The 18,071-nt window shown below is 25.2% G+C and carries 14 protein-coding genes, 1 pseudogene and 1 other annotated feature (1 of these 16 only partly in view); of the genes and pseudogenes, 1 reads left to right on the top strand and 14 read right to left on the bottom strand.

Going from position 1 to position 18,071, the window contains the following annotated elements:
* Positions 1–113, bottom strand: a binding site (T-box leader) (it extends 109 nt beyond the left edge of the window).
* A 64-nt stretch (positions 114–177) separates the two neighbouring features.
* Both ACYUE0_RS10350 and ACYUE0_RS10345 read right to left on the bottom strand, forming a co-directional pair.
* A complete protein-coding gene (locus ACYUE0_RS10350) occupies positions 178–594 on the bottom strand; it encodes an ATP-binding protein (protein ID WP_242865246.1) in 417 nt (138 codons plus the stop codon).
* 151 nt (positions 595–745) lie between these two features.
* Positions 746–1,879, bottom strand: a pseudogene (locus ACYUE0_RS10345) (AlbA family DNA-binding domain-containing protein); the annotation flags it as partial.
* Positions 1,880–2,527: 648 nt separating this feature from the next.
* Between ACYUE0_RS10345 and ACYUE0_RS10340 the strand changes: the two are divergent.
* Positions 2,528–2,689 (top strand): zinc-ribbon domain-containing protein, encoded by a 162-nt coding sequence (locus tag ACYUE0_RS10340; protein ID WP_010294339.1) that lies wholly within the window; start codon positions 2,528–2,530, stop codon positions 2,687–2,689.
* Between the two features lie 340 nt (positions 2,690–3,029).
* On the opposite strand, the gene ACYUE0_RS10335 is transcribed toward ACYUE0_RS10340, so the two are convergent.
* From ACYUE0_RS10335 to ACYUE0_RS10280, 12 genes are all read right to left on the bottom strand, one after another.
* Complete coding sequence (locus ACYUE0_RS10335; RefSeq protein WP_061994130.1) at positions 3,030–3,560, bottom strand: ECF transporter S component; 531 nt, start codon at positions 3,558–3,560, stop codon at positions 3,030–3,032.
* 148 nt (positions 3,561–3,708) lie between these two features.
* Positions 3,709–5,304 (bottom strand): peptide chain release factor 3, encoded by a 1,596-nt coding sequence (locus ACYUE0_RS10330; RefSeq protein WP_460270466.1) that lies wholly within the window; start codon positions 5,302–5,304, stop codon positions 3,709–3,711.
* A gap of 544 nt (positions 5,305–5,848) precedes the next feature.
* Positions 5,849–6,619, bottom strand: a complete 771-nt coding sequence (locus ACYUE0_RS10325) for a hypothetical protein (RefSeq protein WP_061994133.1) — start codon at positions 6,617–6,619, stop codon at positions 5,849–5,851.
* On the bottom strand, positions 6,600–7,487 hold the full coding sequence (locus ACYUE0_RS10320) for an ATP-binding cassette domain-containing protein (RefSeq protein WP_061994134.1): 888 nt from the start codon (positions 7,485–7,487) through the stop codon (positions 6,600–6,602). The genes ACYUE0_RS10325 and ACYUE0_RS10320 overlap by 20 nt, the downstream gene beginning before the upstream one ends.
* A 106-nt stretch (positions 7,488–7,593) precedes the next feature.
* On the bottom strand, positions 7,594–9,138 hold the full coding sequence (locus ACYUE0_RS10315; RefSeq protein ID WP_460270465.1) for a HAMP domain-containing sensor histidine kinase: 1,545 nt from the start codon (positions 9,136–9,138) through the stop codon (positions 7,594–7,596).
* Positions 9,138–9,806 carry a response regulator transcription factor gene (locus tag ACYUE0_RS10310; RefSeq protein WP_460270464.1) on the bottom strand — a complete coding sequence of 223 codons (669 nt, stop codon included), beginning with the start codon at positions 9,804–9,806 and terminating at the stop codon, positions 9,138–9,140. Before ACYUE0_RS10310 ends, ACYUE0_RS10315 begins: the two co-directional genes overlap by 1 nt.
* 376 nt (positions 9,807–10,182) lie before the next feature.
* Positions 10,183–10,758: an ATP/GTP-binding protein gene (locus ACYUE0_RS10305; RefSeq protein ID WP_061994137.1), complete on the bottom strand. Its 576-nt coding sequence runs from the start codon at positions 10,756–10,758 to the stop codon at positions 10,183–10,185.
* A gap of 223 nt (positions 10,759–10,981) precedes the next feature.
* Positions 10,982–12,064: a glycoside hydrolase family 113 gene (locus tag ACYUE0_RS10300; protein ID WP_460270507.1), complete on the bottom strand. Its 1,083-nt coding sequence runs from the start codon at positions 12,062–12,064 to the stop codon at positions 10,982–10,984.
* A 17-nt stretch (positions 12,065–12,081) separates the two neighbouring features.
* Positions 12,082–14,148 carry a cellulose biosynthesis cyclic di-GMP-binding regulatory protein BcsB gene (locus ACYUE0_RS10295; RefSeq protein WP_460270463.1) on the bottom strand — a complete coding sequence of 689 codons (2,067 nt, stop codon included), beginning with the start codon at positions 14,146–14,148 and terminating at the stop codon, positions 12,082–12,084.
* Positions 14,149–14,207: 59 nt separating this feature from the next.
* The gene (locus ACYUE0_RS10290) at positions 14,208–15,470 is read right to left on the bottom strand and encodes a glycosyltransferase family 2 protein (RefSeq protein WP_460270462.1); all 1,263 of its coding nucleotides are present in this window, start codon (positions 15,468–15,470) and stop codon (positions 14,208–14,210) included.
* A 4-nt stretch (positions 15,471–15,474) separates the two neighbouring features.
* A complete protein-coding gene (locus ACYUE0_RS10285; RefSeq protein ID WP_460270461.1) occupies positions 15,475–17,118 on the bottom strand; it encodes a DUF2334 domain-containing protein in 1,644 nt (547 codons plus the stop codon).
* Positions 17,108–17,953, bottom strand: a complete 846-nt coding sequence (locus ACYUE0_RS10280; RefSeq protein ID WP_460270460.1) for a GGDEF domain-containing protein — start codon at positions 17,951–17,953, stop codon at positions 17,108–17,110. Before ACYUE0_RS10280 ends, ACYUE0_RS10285 begins: the two co-directional genes overlap by 11 nt.
* Positions 17,954–18,071 lie beyond the last annotated feature (118 nt).

The raw sequence follows: 18,071 nt of genomic DNA, 5'->3' as shown, positions 1-18,071 counted from the left end.
TATTTCAGCCTAAAGCTCCAGAATGTATTTCACTATTTCCATCAACTGATTTGCACTAACCATCAGCTCTCTGTATGATTTTCATAATTACTTTTTTCTTTCATTGCCTTTAAAATTTTATTGATTTAAATGTTATGATATCACTTTGTTTTATTAATTGCAAGACTTTTTTTAATTTTATTGTTTTTCAACAACATATTTTTGTATTTCTTTTGGCAATTCTTCGCTATTACCACTTATATTTATATAAAATTTTATATTATGATTGTCAACTAAATATTTTATTTTATCAAATAATTTTGGCATATCTTCTATATCAACCTTTTTCATTATACCATCCACCATAACATATTCAACGTCATAGTCCTGTGAAACTATACCACATAAGAAACCTTCAATTTCTTTTGCAGTTTTCAATTTAAAATCTTCTGCACATACAAATCTTATATTTCTATCCAGTTGAAAAAGCATTTTATTATCATCATCTATATACACAATGTTACCTTTTGCTTTACAAGCTTTCTCATTTGCTAAGTTAACTAGAGCCTTTGTTTTACCTGAACCTTTTTCGTTACAGAATACATTAATCATCATAAACGCCTCCAGACTTATTATTTGATTTTATTGTGCCTATAAATTATGCCTATTTAATATAGTTCATCTACCAAACCTTTGAATTGATTAAATCCTATTTGTTCATCTATATATTTTATAATAATTTAATTTTTGTTACTCTTATTATATATTATTCAGAATTTTTAAACAATAAATTATTTGTAAAATTTCTTACTCCTGGCAATACTACCTTAAACAGATTTTTTTCTTCATCATTTATAAAATGGACTTTTCCTTTTTTTCTAAAAGATTTTTTTATTATAGCAAACCCAGATGTTCTTTTTAAAAATCTACCTCTATCATCTAACGTTATTATTTTTTCATAAAGCCACATATTTCTTTTGCCATATAAAACTTTTCCACTATCAAAAGTTTTAAGTAAACATCCTGGACTTGAAATGACTACACTTTTCCCACTTAATATTACCTCTATAAACTTATTATATATACTATAATCTCTATAAATTATTGCGTTATTAACTGCTTCAATAACCGTTTTTTTAGGATATTCTTTCGGTAGTATTTTCAAAAGGATCTCTTCTGATTTGTTTATCATATTCAATAAATTTCCTTCTATAATAATTACTTCATTTTTTTTATTTCCTAATTTATTTATTATTTTTATCATATTCTGAGGTACATAGATACTTGGTATATTAGAAAAAATTAAAGCGCCCCCTAGTGTTAAAAGTTTTCTTCCACTATCTTTATTTGTATAAATTATACCTGCATCCTCCATAAGTTCTTCTAGATTTGATGTATTGAATTCAAAACCTTTCAATTTAAAATACCGATATATTCTTGGTGTCATCAATGATTTAGTGGAACTATTAATTAATGGTGTTATTTCAATATTAAAACTTAAAGAACTACTAAACATAGATATTATTTCATCTCTTCTCATTGTGTCTGTAGTAGAGCCCCGTCTTACATAAAAAGCTCCGTTTTCCCTTATTTGATATGGTCGTTGTTCACTAGTATATATAATTATTACACCTAATCTCTTACCTTTATAATTTACAAATTCTAATGATACCGGAATAGGCGGTTCACATCTAGAACTTATAATTTGCTGAATTTTTTCTTCAACCAATCTTTCGTCATAGACCCCTACTATATCTTTACTTTTATCTTCTACTCCTATAATGATATATCCTCTTCCACCTCTTGAATTTGCAATAGCACATACATCTTTTGCTAACTCTTTCTTGCCACTTTCACTATATATGTCTATTTCTCTTTTAAAATCTAGCTTAGTTCCTTCAGGGTTCCAAGTTGACTTTTAAAATTATCCATTCCAAAACTTGGATACCCCAAATAGTGAGACATGCTCTGAATCGCTTAGAATTCAACACTACATTTTGTATGAAAATATTTTAAAGTTATTGAATAAATTTAAATTCGAGCTTGTTTCCCTATAAATATCTGATAGTTAAAATTTATTAAGAGTTTTCTTTAATTTTATTTTATTCTAAACTAAAATTTTAAATCAATAAAGGTATATTTTAAATGTTTACCTTAACCTCTTTTTAATAAAAGATATAAATAAATTGATTTAATATATACATTTATAACATAAATTTTTACAATTAATCTATGTTAGTTATATTTTATGCAATAGCTTTATTAAATTGACTTAAACAACAAACTTTTTTATTTTTTAACTATTTTTAACATTTTTGCTCTTAAATAATCTATTAAAAATAGTCGTTTTTATGGCTAAAAATTTAATAATTTTTTTCTAATTTCTATTGTATAATCTATTAATTATGTTATAATATTCTTAGAGTTTAAAACTCGATATATAAAAAAAAGATTAATTAACAAGGCTTTTATCCAGTAACTCCTTTAATCAAGGAAATAAGATAATCCCATGTTTAATTAGTCCTTAGATTTAAAGGAGGTAAGTACAATGGCTGATAAGACTATTACTTGCAAAGATTGTGGAAACGAATTTATATTTACTGAAGGAGAGCAAGCTTTCTACAAAGAAAAAGGATTCGAAAATGATCCTGTAAGATGCCCAGAATGCAGAAAAGCTAGAAAAAACAACAGAAACAACTTCAATAGATAATAAAGTTGAAATTAAAGAGAGCTTATGCTCTCTTTTTATTTTATATAAAAATATAAAATAAAAAAAGGTAGCTTTAGGTCTACCTTTTTTCGGGATGTGTGATGTTTAAAATTTTAACATATATTTTATGTGTTAAGTTCAGCACTAATTAAACTATAAGGGGGACTTATCTTTTAAATATGCTTGAACAAATTTTAAATTACAGTTATATTTTAATACCTTTATGTGTCAATCTTTTGACATATCCATTACATTTTCATGTCATTTAAATTTTTTCATATAATAAAAAATTTTCAAAGTTTTTAAGATAAAAATATGGATTAATAAGATTTATATTTAACTAAAATCTTAAACGTTTTTTTATCATTGTGCTTAAAGGCAACGCTATAACCATTCCTGCTGAAACTTGAAGTACATTATTTGCAATAGATGCTATTGCATTTGGTAAATCATATAGTATCCATCCTGCAAAAAAATATCCAATTATCATTACTATTCCAGCTACAATAAACGCAAATAAATTATTTATGAAATTTTTCCCCTCGTAACCTTTTCTATAAGCCAGTGTAGCCGCTATATAAGCCATTGCTCCTTTTATAACAAAAGTAAACGGTGCCCAAACTACATATGGAGAAAGCAAGTCAAACAAACACATACCTATTCCACCTGCTAGAGCTCCTTTTCTTTTTCCTAATAATATTGCAGCTAAATACACAGCACTATCGCCTAAATGCAGTACCCCTTCCCCAAATGCAGAAGGCACGTGTATTAAACTAGTTGCTACATAAACTATGGCCGCCATCATTCCAACTTGTACAATTGAATTAACATTAGTTTTAGATGTAACCTTAGTTTCTAATTTATTCCCCATCTCTTATCACTCCTATTTATTGTATCGTTACAATTTACTTTTTATTTATATTTCCATAAATTATAGTACTACAATATAAAGTGTTTTGCAATACAATTTCTAAACAAAAAACCTAGAAACAGATTATATATCCATTTCTAGGCTTTGTTTATTCATTTTTAGCTATTCCTGATAATACTAAACCTTTATTATGATCTAAAGCCCAACTAATTCCCCAATCATTTTGGAATATTAAAAGATCCCTATCTTTAAAATCTTTTACTACCTTAGTGTCACTTGTTACACTTAAATCTTCAGCTGGAACTTCTGATTTTTCTATCCATCTAATATTTCTATATGGAAGCATTTCCATTTTTATATCTACATTATATTCATTTTTTAACCTAAATTCTAAAACTTCAAATTGTAATACTCCTACAACACCAACTATGATTTGTTCTGTACCAATATGTAATTCTTTAAATACTTGAATAGCTCCCTCTTGTGAAATCTGAGTTATTCCTTTTATAAACTGTTTTCTTTTCATAGTATCTACAGTTCTAACTCTTGCAAAGTGTTCCGGTGCAAAAGTCGGGATTCCTTCAAATTTAATTTTGTTTTTAGGGGTACATAATGTATCTCCTATGCTAAATATGCCTGGATCAAATACACCTATTATATCTCCAGCATATGCACTATCGACAATTTCTCTATCTTGAGCTAAAAACTGTTGAGGTTGTGCAAGTTTTATTTTAGATTTTCCTTGAACGTGGAATATTTCCATGCCTTTTTCAAATTTTCCTGAACAAATCCTCATAAACGCAATTCTATCTCTATGTGCCTTGTTCATATTTGCTTGTATCTTAAATACAAAAGCTGAAAAATCCTCTGATAGTGGGTCAATAACTCCTTTATCAGAATTTCTACCAAGTGGTGTACTTGTTAACTCTAAGAAATGTTCTAAGAATGGTTCAACACCAAAATTAGTCAAAGCACTACCAAAGAATACTGGTGTTAATTCTCCTATTTTAACTTTTTCATAGTCAAAATTTTCTCCAGCTACATCTAATAGTTCTATATCCTCCAATAGTTTTTCATGTAGGTCTTCTCCTATAATTTCTATAACTTTTTCTGTTTCATCTAAAGATATTCTTGTACCTGTAATTTCTTTTTGACCATGATCACCTTCATTAAATATTTCTATTTCATTCTTTTCTCTATCGTAAACCCCTTTAAAATGCATTCCAACCCCTATTGGCCAGTTAACTGGATAAGACTTTATTCCAAGCTCTGTTTCCAGCTCTTCCATTAGTTCAAAAGGATCTCTTGTTTCTCTATCCATTTTGTTTACAAATGTAAATATAGGAATTTCCCTTATACTACAAACATGAAATAATTTTCTTGTTTGTGCCTCTACACCTTTAGCTCCGTCCAATACCATAACTGCACTATCCGCTGCCATAAGAGTTCTATATGTATCTTCACTAAAATCTTGGTGACCTGGCGTATCTAATATATTTATACAGAATCCATTATATCCAAATTGCATTACTGATGATGTAACAGAAATTCCTCTTTTCTTTTCTATTTCCATCCAATCTGAAACCGCATGTTTAGAAGCTTTTCTAGCTTTAACAGAACCAGCCATTCTTATAGCTCCACCATATAAAAGTAATTTTTCTGTAAGTGTTGTTTTACCAGCATCAGGGTGAGAGATTATAGCAAAAGTTCTTCTTTTCTTTATTTCATTAATATACTCACTCAAAATTATCCGCTCCTTTATTAATTTATAAATAAGATCTATAAAAAACTATCCACTCAATTTAACATACCTAAACTACTCATTGAAATGAAGAAAATTAATTTTACTTCTTTATAAAGTAACATTTATATACTATATTTATATCTTTAATATAAATCTTAAAACCATATAAGTGTATTTTTCCCTAAATATATAGTTTTTAGGCATATAAAATATATATACCTTTTTAATATTTTTAATATGTAATCAACAACCAAAATACCAAAGGCAAAATAGTTTCTATTTTTATAACAACTTAAATTTAGACTACTTTTTATAATATCATATGAAAATGCATAATACAAATAAAAGCTACCACTTATTCTAAATGTAAATATATGATTTTCCTACAAAAAAAGTGTTGTCAAAACACAACACTTAATCTTAATTCACTATAAAGTTCCAAACTAAACAACAGGTTAAAATTATAATCACCATTTTCTTAACTGATACAAAAAAGTTGACGAAAAGATTTGATTTTCAAATCTTTCCATTAAATATATAAGTACTATTTTATTTTTCTGCTGTTATAAGCCACTGCAAAAAACAATACTATTCCGGATACTGATCCAAAGAAAATTAATGATTGTATAAAAGGTACAAAATTATAAACACCGCCATTCCAAAAATCAATGAATTCATTTCCTATATAAGTAGTTGGAAGAGTATATGCCACTCTTCTAAGAACCGGCGGAAATTCCTTTGCTTGAATTCCAAATAATCCACTTAAAATCATAATTCCAAAATATATTGTCATGGTTATTGCATAAGTTATTCCAAACTTCTTAAATATTAAAGCTATTCCATGTGCAAGTATAAACAATATTATAGATAGCAGATACAATGCTATTATCAATATAATAGCACTCTTAACTGTTGGCACTAAAATATCTAATACTAGAAAATTTACTAATGTATAAAAAATCAAACCACCAGTTATAAAAAATAGATTTGCAAATATTTTTGAAATAATTAATGAGTTTTCACTATATCCAAACAACTTAAATCTTAACGGAATGTTTTTTTCAAGTTCATTTGAAAAAATAGCTGAATATCCTACAAGTACGGTAGCTAATGGAATTATCATACTAGATGTAATAAATATATTAGTAACAACCTGCTGCCTCATATTTCCTGGAACCTTTCCACCAATTAAATTACTCATTAATATAGACATTACTATAGGAAACACTAATCCAAAAATAATTGTAAATATATTTCCAATAAGATTTCTTATCTCATATTTAATTAAATTTATATTAAACAACTTCACATTCATTCTTATTACCTCCATCATAGTTTGCCTTTGCATTAATAGACATTATTTCTATATCATTATTACTTCTTTTGAAGTTTACATTTTTGTTTATTAGTCTATTTGCTATCTCAAGTTCCATTTCCTTTGTGTAACATGGAATTGCAATTAGATGTTCTGGCGATAATATTTTTTTAAATTTTTCTGCTAACTTCTCATTTTGTATATTATTTTCTATAGTTATTATGGCCTTACCACAATATTTTTCAAATAATGTTTCCTTATATCCAAAATCTACAACTTTTCCTTTATCTAGAATTAAAATTTTGTTTGCTAGCTGATCTAATTCTTCATAATAATGTGAGACTATACATATGGTTGATTTTTTATCATCGTACCACTGAATAATTTTATTCATTAAATTTTGACGTGTTTCAAAATCTAACCCTGAAGTAACCTCATCAAAAAATACTAATTGATTATTTTGCATTAAAACAAGTATTATTGTAAGTCTTTGTTTTTGTCCTCCAGACAATTCACTAAACTTTTTATTTAAACAATTTTCAAAGTCAAAAAAAGAAATTAAATCATTAAGTTGATGGTTATTTTTAATCTTTATCCCTAAAATACCTTCAATAACGTATTTAACCGCCATAGTTGATGGATAATTATTTTCTTGTAAATGTGCTGATATTTCTGTTAGTTTTAACTTTGTTCGAATATTTCCTTTATAATTTATTAATCCTAAAATAGCTTTTACCAATGTGCTTTTTCCAGCTCCATTAGAACCTATTATACCTATTCTGTCACCTTCTTCAAAAGTTATTGGTGTTTTAACTTGAAGAGCAACTTGTTCTCCATATTTAACCTCTAAATTATTTATAGTAATCATTTTATTCCTCCCAATTACTTGCTTTCTATATCTTAATTATAAAAGCTTCATATGAAATTCATATGAAGCTTTTATGCATATCCTTTGATAATTAAATGAAGTAACTTTACCAAAGTAATGTTGCTTCAACACCATTCTTAATGTTAATAATAGTAATATTATAACCTAGTATCTTTGAATAATAAGAAACAATATATAGACCTAACCCATGTCCACCAATTCCACTTTCACCAGAAACAAATGGTTCAAATATATTAGGTAAAATTTCTTTATTAATATTAACGCCATAATTTGTAACCACTAATTTATCTTCAGTAATTTCTATTCTTATATTTCCCATAGATTCAGTATAATTTATTCCATTATTAATTAAATTATCTATTATTTTATACAAAAGCTCTCTATTAGTGTTTAACATCTTAGATTTCAACCTTTTTTCCACTTGAATCTTTTTTGCTTTTATTTGTATTTCATAGGCAAATAATATCTCACTTACTATGTCTAAAGCATCTAAATTTTCCTTTTCCATACCTTCATAATTATAATTAAGATATAAAATTTCATCTATTATTTTTCTCATAGATAAAAGTTTGTGTTTTACATTTGGTAAATATGTTTTTGTATCTTTATATTTCCCTATTTCATTTATCATCCCATCTACCAAAAGTAATGATGCTGCTACAGGAGTTTTTAATTGATGTGAAGAAGCCCTTAAAAATACTTCTTGTCTTTTATTTTGTTCATATAAAGATTTATTCTTATTTTCAAGCTCTTTAAATGTTTCATTTAGCTTTTTATATAGTTCATTAAGACTTGAAGCTAAAACTGCAATTTCATCACTACCTTTAACTTCAATTGGTTCTACATAAAGCTTTTCATTTCCTCTCATATAATCTGCATGATATGCTAATTTTTCAATTGGTATAACTATTTTTCTTGAAAAAAACACTGTTGAAATTAAAATTAACAAAATAGCTGTTGAAATAATCATAGGTAAACTTTGATAAATTATTGATTTGATTTCTCCTATTTCTGGTGTCATAACCGGTAATATTGAAAGTATAATTTCTTCGTCATTTAAAGTTGTAGCTATATATGTAGTATAAAAATTCAATCCATCTGTAGAATTAGATTCAAATATAATTGTATTATCATCTACAACAGTTAATTTAGATGATATTTCTTTAAAAACATTTAAATTATCATTCTGCAAAAACTCTAAATTTATAGGAGGATTATTTTTTAAAAATTTAAAATTTGAAATCATTTCTTTTATTTCTTGTTTTTTTTCTTTTATAACTTCGCTATCCTTTTCTAAAAATACATCTCTTATCTTATTAAAAACTAATACTAATTCCTCATCTTTAATATCAATTTTTATTGTACCTAATTTGTTTGCCAAATATATTAAATTTCCTTCCTTAGGAATCTTAAATGTAACTGTTCCTGTAGGATTTTTAGTCTGGATTTCTCTATAATTTCCCGTTTTTACATATTCACTTTGTATTTTCTTTATTGATTGAAAATTTTCTTTTTCCATATAATCTACATATAATGAAGGTATCATAAATATAAAATATATTAACATTAAACCAACTACTGTAGTTGATATAATACTTCCATATACCAATGTTTTTTTATATAAATTCACTAAGCTTCCTCCATATTAAACTGATATCCAACTCCAGTAACAGTTTTTATATAATTTTTAGGCAATTTTTTTCGAAGGTTTTTTACATGTGCATCAATAGTTCTATCATTGGTATAGTAATCCTCATTGAAAATCCTTGAAATTAATATGTCTCGAGTGAAAACTCTATTGGGTTCCTTTATCAAAATTTGAAGTAATAGAAATTCTGTTAACGTTAAATTTAAAGACTTTTGATTATAAAAAGCCTGATATGATTCATCATGTATTGAAATACCTTTTTCTGCTATTTTAAAATTATCATTTTTAATAACTCTTCTTAGGATTGCTTCAATTCTTTTTAATAATAATAATGGTGAAAATGGTTTTACTACAAAATCATCAGCAAGTAAATTAAATGCTTTCAGCTGAGTTTGTTCATCGCCTAAAGCAGTTAACATTATTGTAGCCATTTGTGGTCTATTCAATTTAATATATTCAAGTACTTCAATACCAGTAACTTTAGGCACCATAATATCTAATATAGCTAAATCAAAATTTACTTTTTTTATTAATTCTATAGCTTCTTCTCCATTCTCTACTTGAAATACTTCATAGTTCTGCATTTTCATATATTCTGTAGTAACATCTGAAATAGTCGGCTCATCCTCTAAAAATAATATTTTTATCATAAATTTCTTCTCCTAAATTTATTTTTTACATTTATTTTACATCTAAAATTTGAATATTAAATCTATTGTTACAATTAAATTATATATAATTAATTTTTCCATGTAAATTTATTTTAAATAATGTATAGGGTTCTAAGTTAACTTTTAAAATTATCCGTTCGAAAACTTGGATACCTAAAATAGTGAGACATGCTCAGAATCACCTAGAATTCAACACTGTATCTTGTATAAAAATATTTTAAGGTTCTTGAATAAATTTAAATTGGAGCTTGTTTCCCTATACATATGAATGATTAATATTAAAAAATTTTAAAATTGTTTTCTTATACACAAAAAAATAGGACATGAATGCCCTATCAAATTTATTCAAATTAAATTAATTTTCATTTGCTTCTTGTGACTTTATGTCCATTATACTTAATATGGTTTTAGCCCTATCTTTTGTACAACCTGTTAATTCTATATAAGGAACAGATTCTACGTCTAAGAAGGTTTTTATAGCTTCATCAACCTTTTGAGCTGTTTCTTCATCTTGCCATCTTACACCATCTTTTTCATATCCAAATTCTCTTCCAACATAAAATATGTAATCATATTTAGAAATGTCTCTTATAGCTAACCCATAAAGGTCCTTTAATATTTCTATTTCTTTAACAGTACGTTTTCTTTCTCCTAGCATAAATCTAGCATATACATATGGTACAAAAGTAGCATAATCTGTTATTGCATAATCAAATATTTCTAATTCTTCTTCTAATTTAGCTTGTCCAAGATATATTCCATATTGCTCGGAAATAGTCTCTATCATTCCCTTTTCTCTTAGATAATCAGTACTATATTCTGCTGCACATCCTACATTCATACCTAAAATTTTCATTTCAACATATAAATGTTGCATGAGTGTAGTTTTTCCACATCTTGGCCCACCTAAAATTGCTATTCTAGTAGTCATTTTATGACCTCCATTTAATCAAATTGCAACTTCAATTATAGCAATTTAGTTGTCAAAATTCAACATACAGTTGCTAAAATCTACTTTTATAAACATTGATATACCATAAATTTTAATTGGGCTAAATTAAAATTATACTTTTAAAATTTAACCCAATTATTATAAGAATACAAGCTTAATGGAAAATTCACACTAACAGATTTTAAATTATATAGTTTTATTTTTAGTTTCTCTTTTTATACCAATCTTTAATTACTTTTTTTGTTTCCCTAGATGGATAATATACTTTTGTATTATCATCTTTACCTATAGCAAATATAGAAAATCCTAACTGCCATGGTTCATCCTCAAAAACTTCTTTATAAGCTAAAAAACCCACTACCTGTTCTTGAGTATTTAATTTTTTAGAAACTTGTACGTTCCATGGTTCTTTAGATGCTCCTTCTAGTTTAGGGAATCCTAATTCACCAAAAAATATTGGTTTTTCCCACATTTTATAAAAATTATATATTTCTTTTTTTATATTTTGATTTCTATTATGTGCCTTTGTTTCCTCTATATATTTTACTAGTTCATCCTTTGAATTTATATTTTTATTACTAAGCTCAAAATATGCTGCTATACTTATAAAATCCACATTATTAAATACTCTATTTTCAAGCTTATCTCTATATTTTTCCTCACTAACTTTATCCCAACTTGCTGTATACCACCAACTAGTTCTATATGTCGTAAGCCCTTTATATTTGCTTTTAATATTTTGTATAAGGTAACACCACTTCTCTTCATACTTTTCCATTTGAGAAAAATTTGAAGCAGTATTTAACGCAAAAACTTTATATGGGTTTGCTATTTCTTCAATTAAAGGCAAAAGTACTTTATGTTCCCAATTATAAAAAAACAAATCTATGTTATTGGGATTCCACTCTGTTTCATAATCTTTTCCATCATTAATCCATGGGTAAGCTTCTAATATTACGTTTATATTTTTTTTCTTTAATTTTTTAATAATTTTTTTAGCCTTCTCCATACTATTTTTGTCTATGCTCATATCACTATCTGTTAATGTTTTTATATTTATAATCACAGGTACATTCACAGTATTTAATTTTAAAATTTCAACATCCTCTAAAACTTTATCTATTTCATAATCAACAGATAAATTTCCACTTTTTATTTTCTCCTTTGTAATATTTAATGGCTCTTTTGGCATTACTGAATTATTAAAAATAAATATTTTAATAATTATGAACATGAAACTTATGATAATTACAACTAAAATGCTACTTATAAAATTCTTTTTAATACATATTTCACCTCTTTTTAATTCTTATATTTCTTATATGTAAATACAGCAGTTCCTAATACCATAAGTAATATAAAAGTAAAAAATATAGCTAATATCTTTGTATTTTTATCAATTTTAAATTTTTCAAAACAATTATCTTCTATATTTTTATCTACATCTTGATAATACTCATTCTGAATTTTTCCATCTTTATCTATTGTTGCCCCGTCTCCTTTAAGCTTTTTCAATAAATTATTATTAGTCAAATACTTTTCACTATAGCTTAGACTTTCATTATTTGGAGATGTTACAACCATTATTGCTTTATCTTTGTTATATGGTGACTTTATAAGTTGTATAGCACTTATATTCTTCCCATAATTTTCAGTAAATTGAATTTTATCATTAGATTCAAAAGCAGTAAAACTTTCATTAAATTTAATGTTTAATTTCTCATTTATTTCTTTTATAGCTATATTATCATTGGGAGTTCCTAAATATATTAAATTTTTATTTTTATAATCTCCTTTAAAATTAGAGGATTTAATTACATTAATATTGCCATTATTACTTTCTAAATCTTGCCCTATGTATGCAACAATAGATGATAAACTTTTCATATTTTCATCATTTATATTATCTGGTATTACTACTATAACATCATCAAAATTTCCCTCTCTTACAAATGGGTATGGATAATTTTCAAATATTAACTTTTTACTATCTTTATAAGGTAAATGCACACAGGATTCATTAGATATATATGCCCATGGTGTATCCTTTCCAGTAGTATCACAGATTAAATCTTTAACTTCTAAATTAAATTTCACTTTAATATCATATGAATTTGTATTTCTAAGACTTTCTGGTATAGTAACTTTAAGTTCGTCATCATCTGCTTTATCCATATACATTTTATGACTTCCTATAGGTATTTCATTAACATATATAGTTACCAAAGACCTATCAAAATCTAAATTTTTAGCATATTTAAACTTTAAAATTACATTTGAATCCTTTTCTATAGTTCTATTTTTAGGTATTGATAGTGAGAATTTAGTTTCTTTAGCAAATGGTCCTTCTAATAATATATGATCATATCCTAAATCTTTTAATGAAATATCAGTATTTTTTTTCTTATTTAAATCTAAAACTTTAGTACTCTCATTTATAACTACAACTTGTTCTTTAGTATTCTCTACTAACATTCCATTTAAAATAAATTTAGTAGCTTTTTTAAGCATTTCATCATTTTCACTTACAATTAAAAGAAGCTTTTTAGTATGCTCATAAGGTGAATTAACCTCTTTTAAAATTGCCTCTTTAGATAAATTATTTTTTTCTTTTTCTGTCAAAAGTTCTGATATTTCTTTAGGCGCACTATTTAAAGAACCTATATATATTAAATTATTATTTTTCACCTCATTAATGTTTGATGTTTTTAATAAATTACAGGTAAACTCTTTAAATTGTGACAACCTTCCAATATACCCTGAAATAATCATTGATGAAGTTATTTCACCTTCTGTAAAATCATCTGGAATAATAATATTAACACTTGATTTTATATCACTTTCTTTTATGTATGGATATGGAAAATCTTGCAAGGAATTATAATCTTTTAGTTCTTTAAAATCTAAATGTATAAAAGAATCTTCATAAAATACTATCCAATTTGCTGAGTTAATATCATCCTCACAAGGTTTTTCACTTATTCTTTTATATGTTTTTATTTGTATTTCATTAAAACCTTGTATTATGTTTTCTTTAGGTATTGGTATTCTTATAGTTTCTTTATAATCTTTTGTTTCATTTAATTTTGTTGAATATATAGGAGTTTTGTTTACCACTATAGTTAATGTTGATTCATCTTCATTTATAAGTTCACTTTTACTTAAAATCAAGTTTAAGTATCCATCTTGAATTTCCCACTTTTTATCAACAGTAAAAAAAACACTTTCCGTTGAATTCACTCCTATATTTTTTATTTCCTGAGTAAAATGAAAATTTTTACCTATAATTTCCTCATTGAAATCTTGAGCAAAAGCTATATGGGAAAATATAATAGAAATCGTAATAAACAATGTAACAATTTTTTTCACATTATCCCTCCTTTGTAGATTTAATTTTTCAAATTAATTTCATGATTAACGTAAATATATTAAAACCTTTCTGTTTTGTACCATTTAACTTCTCTTTTTAAAACTATATCTTTTATGTATTGAATAAAGCTATTGACTGCTACTATTAACCACATCTGACAATATGTAAAGTACATTATCGGTATTAAAATTATATTTTTAAACGTTCCCTGCCCTTTTTCCATTGTTAATGTTATAGCAACTTCTAAAATAAACAGTATATAAGCTAATATCCATAATATATTAAGATTTCCATTTATACTTGTTTTTAAGTTTGTAAATATACTTAATATAAATATTCCATCAGATATAAGTACTGATGATAAAAATAAGAAATACACTAAAAAGAAATATATTACATCAAATAAAATCTTTGATGGTTTTTCCTTAAATATTTTTATAAGATATTTGTTAAGTACATATATATTTCCTTTTGCCCACCGTGTTCTTTGTTTAAACCATACCCTAATTGTTTCAGGTTCTTGTTCCCAAGTTACTGCAAGTGGCATAAATGCTATTTTATAACCTATTTTATAAATTCTAAAACTTATTTCTGTATCTTCGGATATAGCTTTTTCATCCCACCCACCTAACCTTTTTAGTATAGATTTTTTTATAACAAAATTAGTACCAGGTATAGTACATAATTTTAAAAGATTCCATCTTCCAGCCTGAGCCATCCATTGAAAACTCAAAGTTTCAATATTTATAAATTTCGTCAATACATTTCTATCTCTATTTCTTGTTCTAAATTTTCCTATTACTGCCCCTAAAGTTTTATCATTATGTATTCTAGTTATTAAATATTTAAGAGCGTTTTTTTCTGTAGTATTATCTGCATCATATACTGCTATATATTCACCTTTAGTTTTTTTATAACCTAAATTTAATGCATTAGATTTTCCCTTTCCACCAGTTATACTATCTGTAGTTATGATAGTAAAATTGTAATTTGGAAATTCTTTTTTTGCTTTTTTTAATTCTTCAGCAGTATTATCATTAGAATTATCATTTATAACTATAAGTTCCATTTTATCTTTAGGGTAATTCAAAAGTAATAATGCTCTAACTGTTTTATATATTACTTTTTCTTCATTATGGGCTGGAACCAATATAGAAACAAAAGGACACTTTTTATCTTCTATAAGTTGTATTTTAATCTTATTTATTTTCATGTAATACATATATCCATTTGTAGCTAACAATATATTTATTAAAAGTACTAACCATATAGATATAAGTGAATAAAGAAATAAATAATCTATTAATGTTAAATTTTCCATTAGATCACCTTAAAAATTTTTTCTTATTTATGTTTTTAAAATATAAATATATAATGAAAAATATTATACAAAATATACCTACAATTATTGCTAATATTTTATTTATTTTTTCTACATATTTATTGTTGTGTTCTTCATCAAGACTACCTTCTTTAAGTCTATTTTCTACGGATATATTTCCATCTTTTGATTTAATAGTTATATCATTAAACTCAATCCAATTGTCATACTTTTTTAAATCTAAAAAACTTACATTTTTACTTTTTAGAAATTCAACAGATTCCTTTAAATATTCAATATCTAAATAAGGATGAAAAAACATCCCTCCAGTGTGTCCTCTAACCAAATTTAATATGTCATAATTTTCTTCTAATTTATCTTTCCATAAAATATCTTCATTATCTATATATCCTAAATTTTCTGGAATAAGACAATTAAAGTTCTTTGTATTTCTTAAAATATAAGGATAACTTGTTGTTGTAAATTGTTTATCACTACTTTGATATGCACCAACATATGTTGAAAAATGTTTTTTTATAGATGAATATCCTCTTGAATCTATTCCATAATGTGGAGCTTCAAAACCTAATGGATATATACCATTTTTTACACAATCTATAACTGCTTTACTTAAATTCTTATCAACATATTCTTCTACATCCCATGTTACTGGACTATCCTTTACACCATTCCAAAACTCGTAGTCTTCCCCACCTTCTTTATCTTTAAAATTTCCATGATTATATCCATGAAGTATTATAGTGCCACCTTTATCTTGCAAATACTTTATAGTATTTATAAACTCTGGTTTATCTGTTATATAATTTTCATATCCTGTTTTAGTATCTATATAAGCTGGAATAAGTGCCACTATGAAAGGTACATTTTCATCATATAAGTAATCTGCGATTTTTCTTAACTCATAAATATCCCTAAAAGGATGAACATCTTCTATTCTTATAAATATCTTTTGTTCATTAATATTTTCTACATTAAAAATTTCATTTAACATGTCTGAAAATATAAAAAATAAAATATTTTCACTAGGTATTAAAGAAATATACCAAAGATTTTTTTCATTTACTACATACGGATACTGCTGCTTTCCATCACTAAAATAAGAATGTATTATTATTTCTTCATTGATATTATCTATAATATTTATTTCTCCATATTTATCTATTGTAAATTTCTTTAATGTTTTATCCTTTTCTCCATTTGCAAAATAATATATTTCTTTTAAGTCTACAGTCTTAGGTGTAAATCTAATACTATAATTTTCATTATTCTCTACCAGTTTCTCTATTCCATTTCCAATCCAGCAAATTGTTTTATCAAATTTCTTTATATCGTATATAAATTCTTCATTATTAACGTCTTTATCTATTATTACTGAAAATACATAATCATAATTTTCTAGATAATTTTTTTTATATTCTTTTATGTCCACTGTTTCAACTTTTGTATTAAAAGCACCCATCAATTCTGAAATGGAATTTAAAATATTTCTATTATAACTAAATTCTACTTTTGTATCATAAACGATTAGTACATTTAAATAATCTTCTTTTGCTTTTGTATCTATTCCTAAAGAACATGTAGTTATAAAAAATGCTAATAAAATTAATATATATTTCTTAAACATCATATTCTAATTCCTTATCAGCCATTTCTTTAAATTCAAAGGCATTTTTTATATCATTTTTATATTCTACTGTTGAAATTTTCATTTCCAAATTTATATTTTTATCTTTATTTTTAGATTTTAAATCTAGATTTTCTATATTTTTTCTTATTTTTTCACTAATTACATTAGATTCTTTAAGATTAGTTTCAATTAATAATACAGCAAAAGTGTTTTCATTTAACATGTACTTCGTATCTTCTATCCTTGCTGATTTAACTATAGATTTACTTATCATATTAAATAATTTTTTAATTTTTTCTTTTCCAAAATAGCTTAAAAGTTCATCATAATAAGTTATTTTAATAATCATTAATACAAAAGGTCTATTATATTTTTTCGACCTAATTATTTCTCTTTCTAAATCATTATAAAAACCTCTGCTATTACCTAATCCTGTTTCTTTATCTATAGTTATCAACTCATCAACTTCTTCTTTTAATTCCTTTTCCAACCCCTGTAACTCATTTATGTTGTAAGATATTTTTCCTATAGTAAACGAAATTATAGGTATAAAAAATAACCACAAATAAACATTTAATTCTATAGTTTTTGATAAAGTTATATTAGTGTATATAAAATATGTAGCATAAATAAATATAACAAAAGCACTACTCAACATTCCCCAAATAGTACCTTTTAAATATGAAATAATAATAATTAAAGACATGGCTCCAAGCATAATAAAATCTATTACACTATTTCTATCCATATAAAAATATAAAAAACTAAAAATAATAAAAATTTCTACTATAAAAATAGTAAAATATATATCTAAATTTACCGATTTATCATTCACTATATAGTCGTTGTCAAAGGCCTATAAATACTTATAATTTTTCTTTTTTACTCCTTTAATTTATCCATTTTTTATAAAATATCAATAGTTTTGACTAACTTCCTCCTTTCTTTGTTTT

The organism is Clostridium sp. CTA-19 (genome assembly GCF_054767855.1).
The sequence above is the reverse complement of the archived record's forward strand: the minus strand, read 5'-3'. Positions and strand labels throughout refer to the sequence as shown.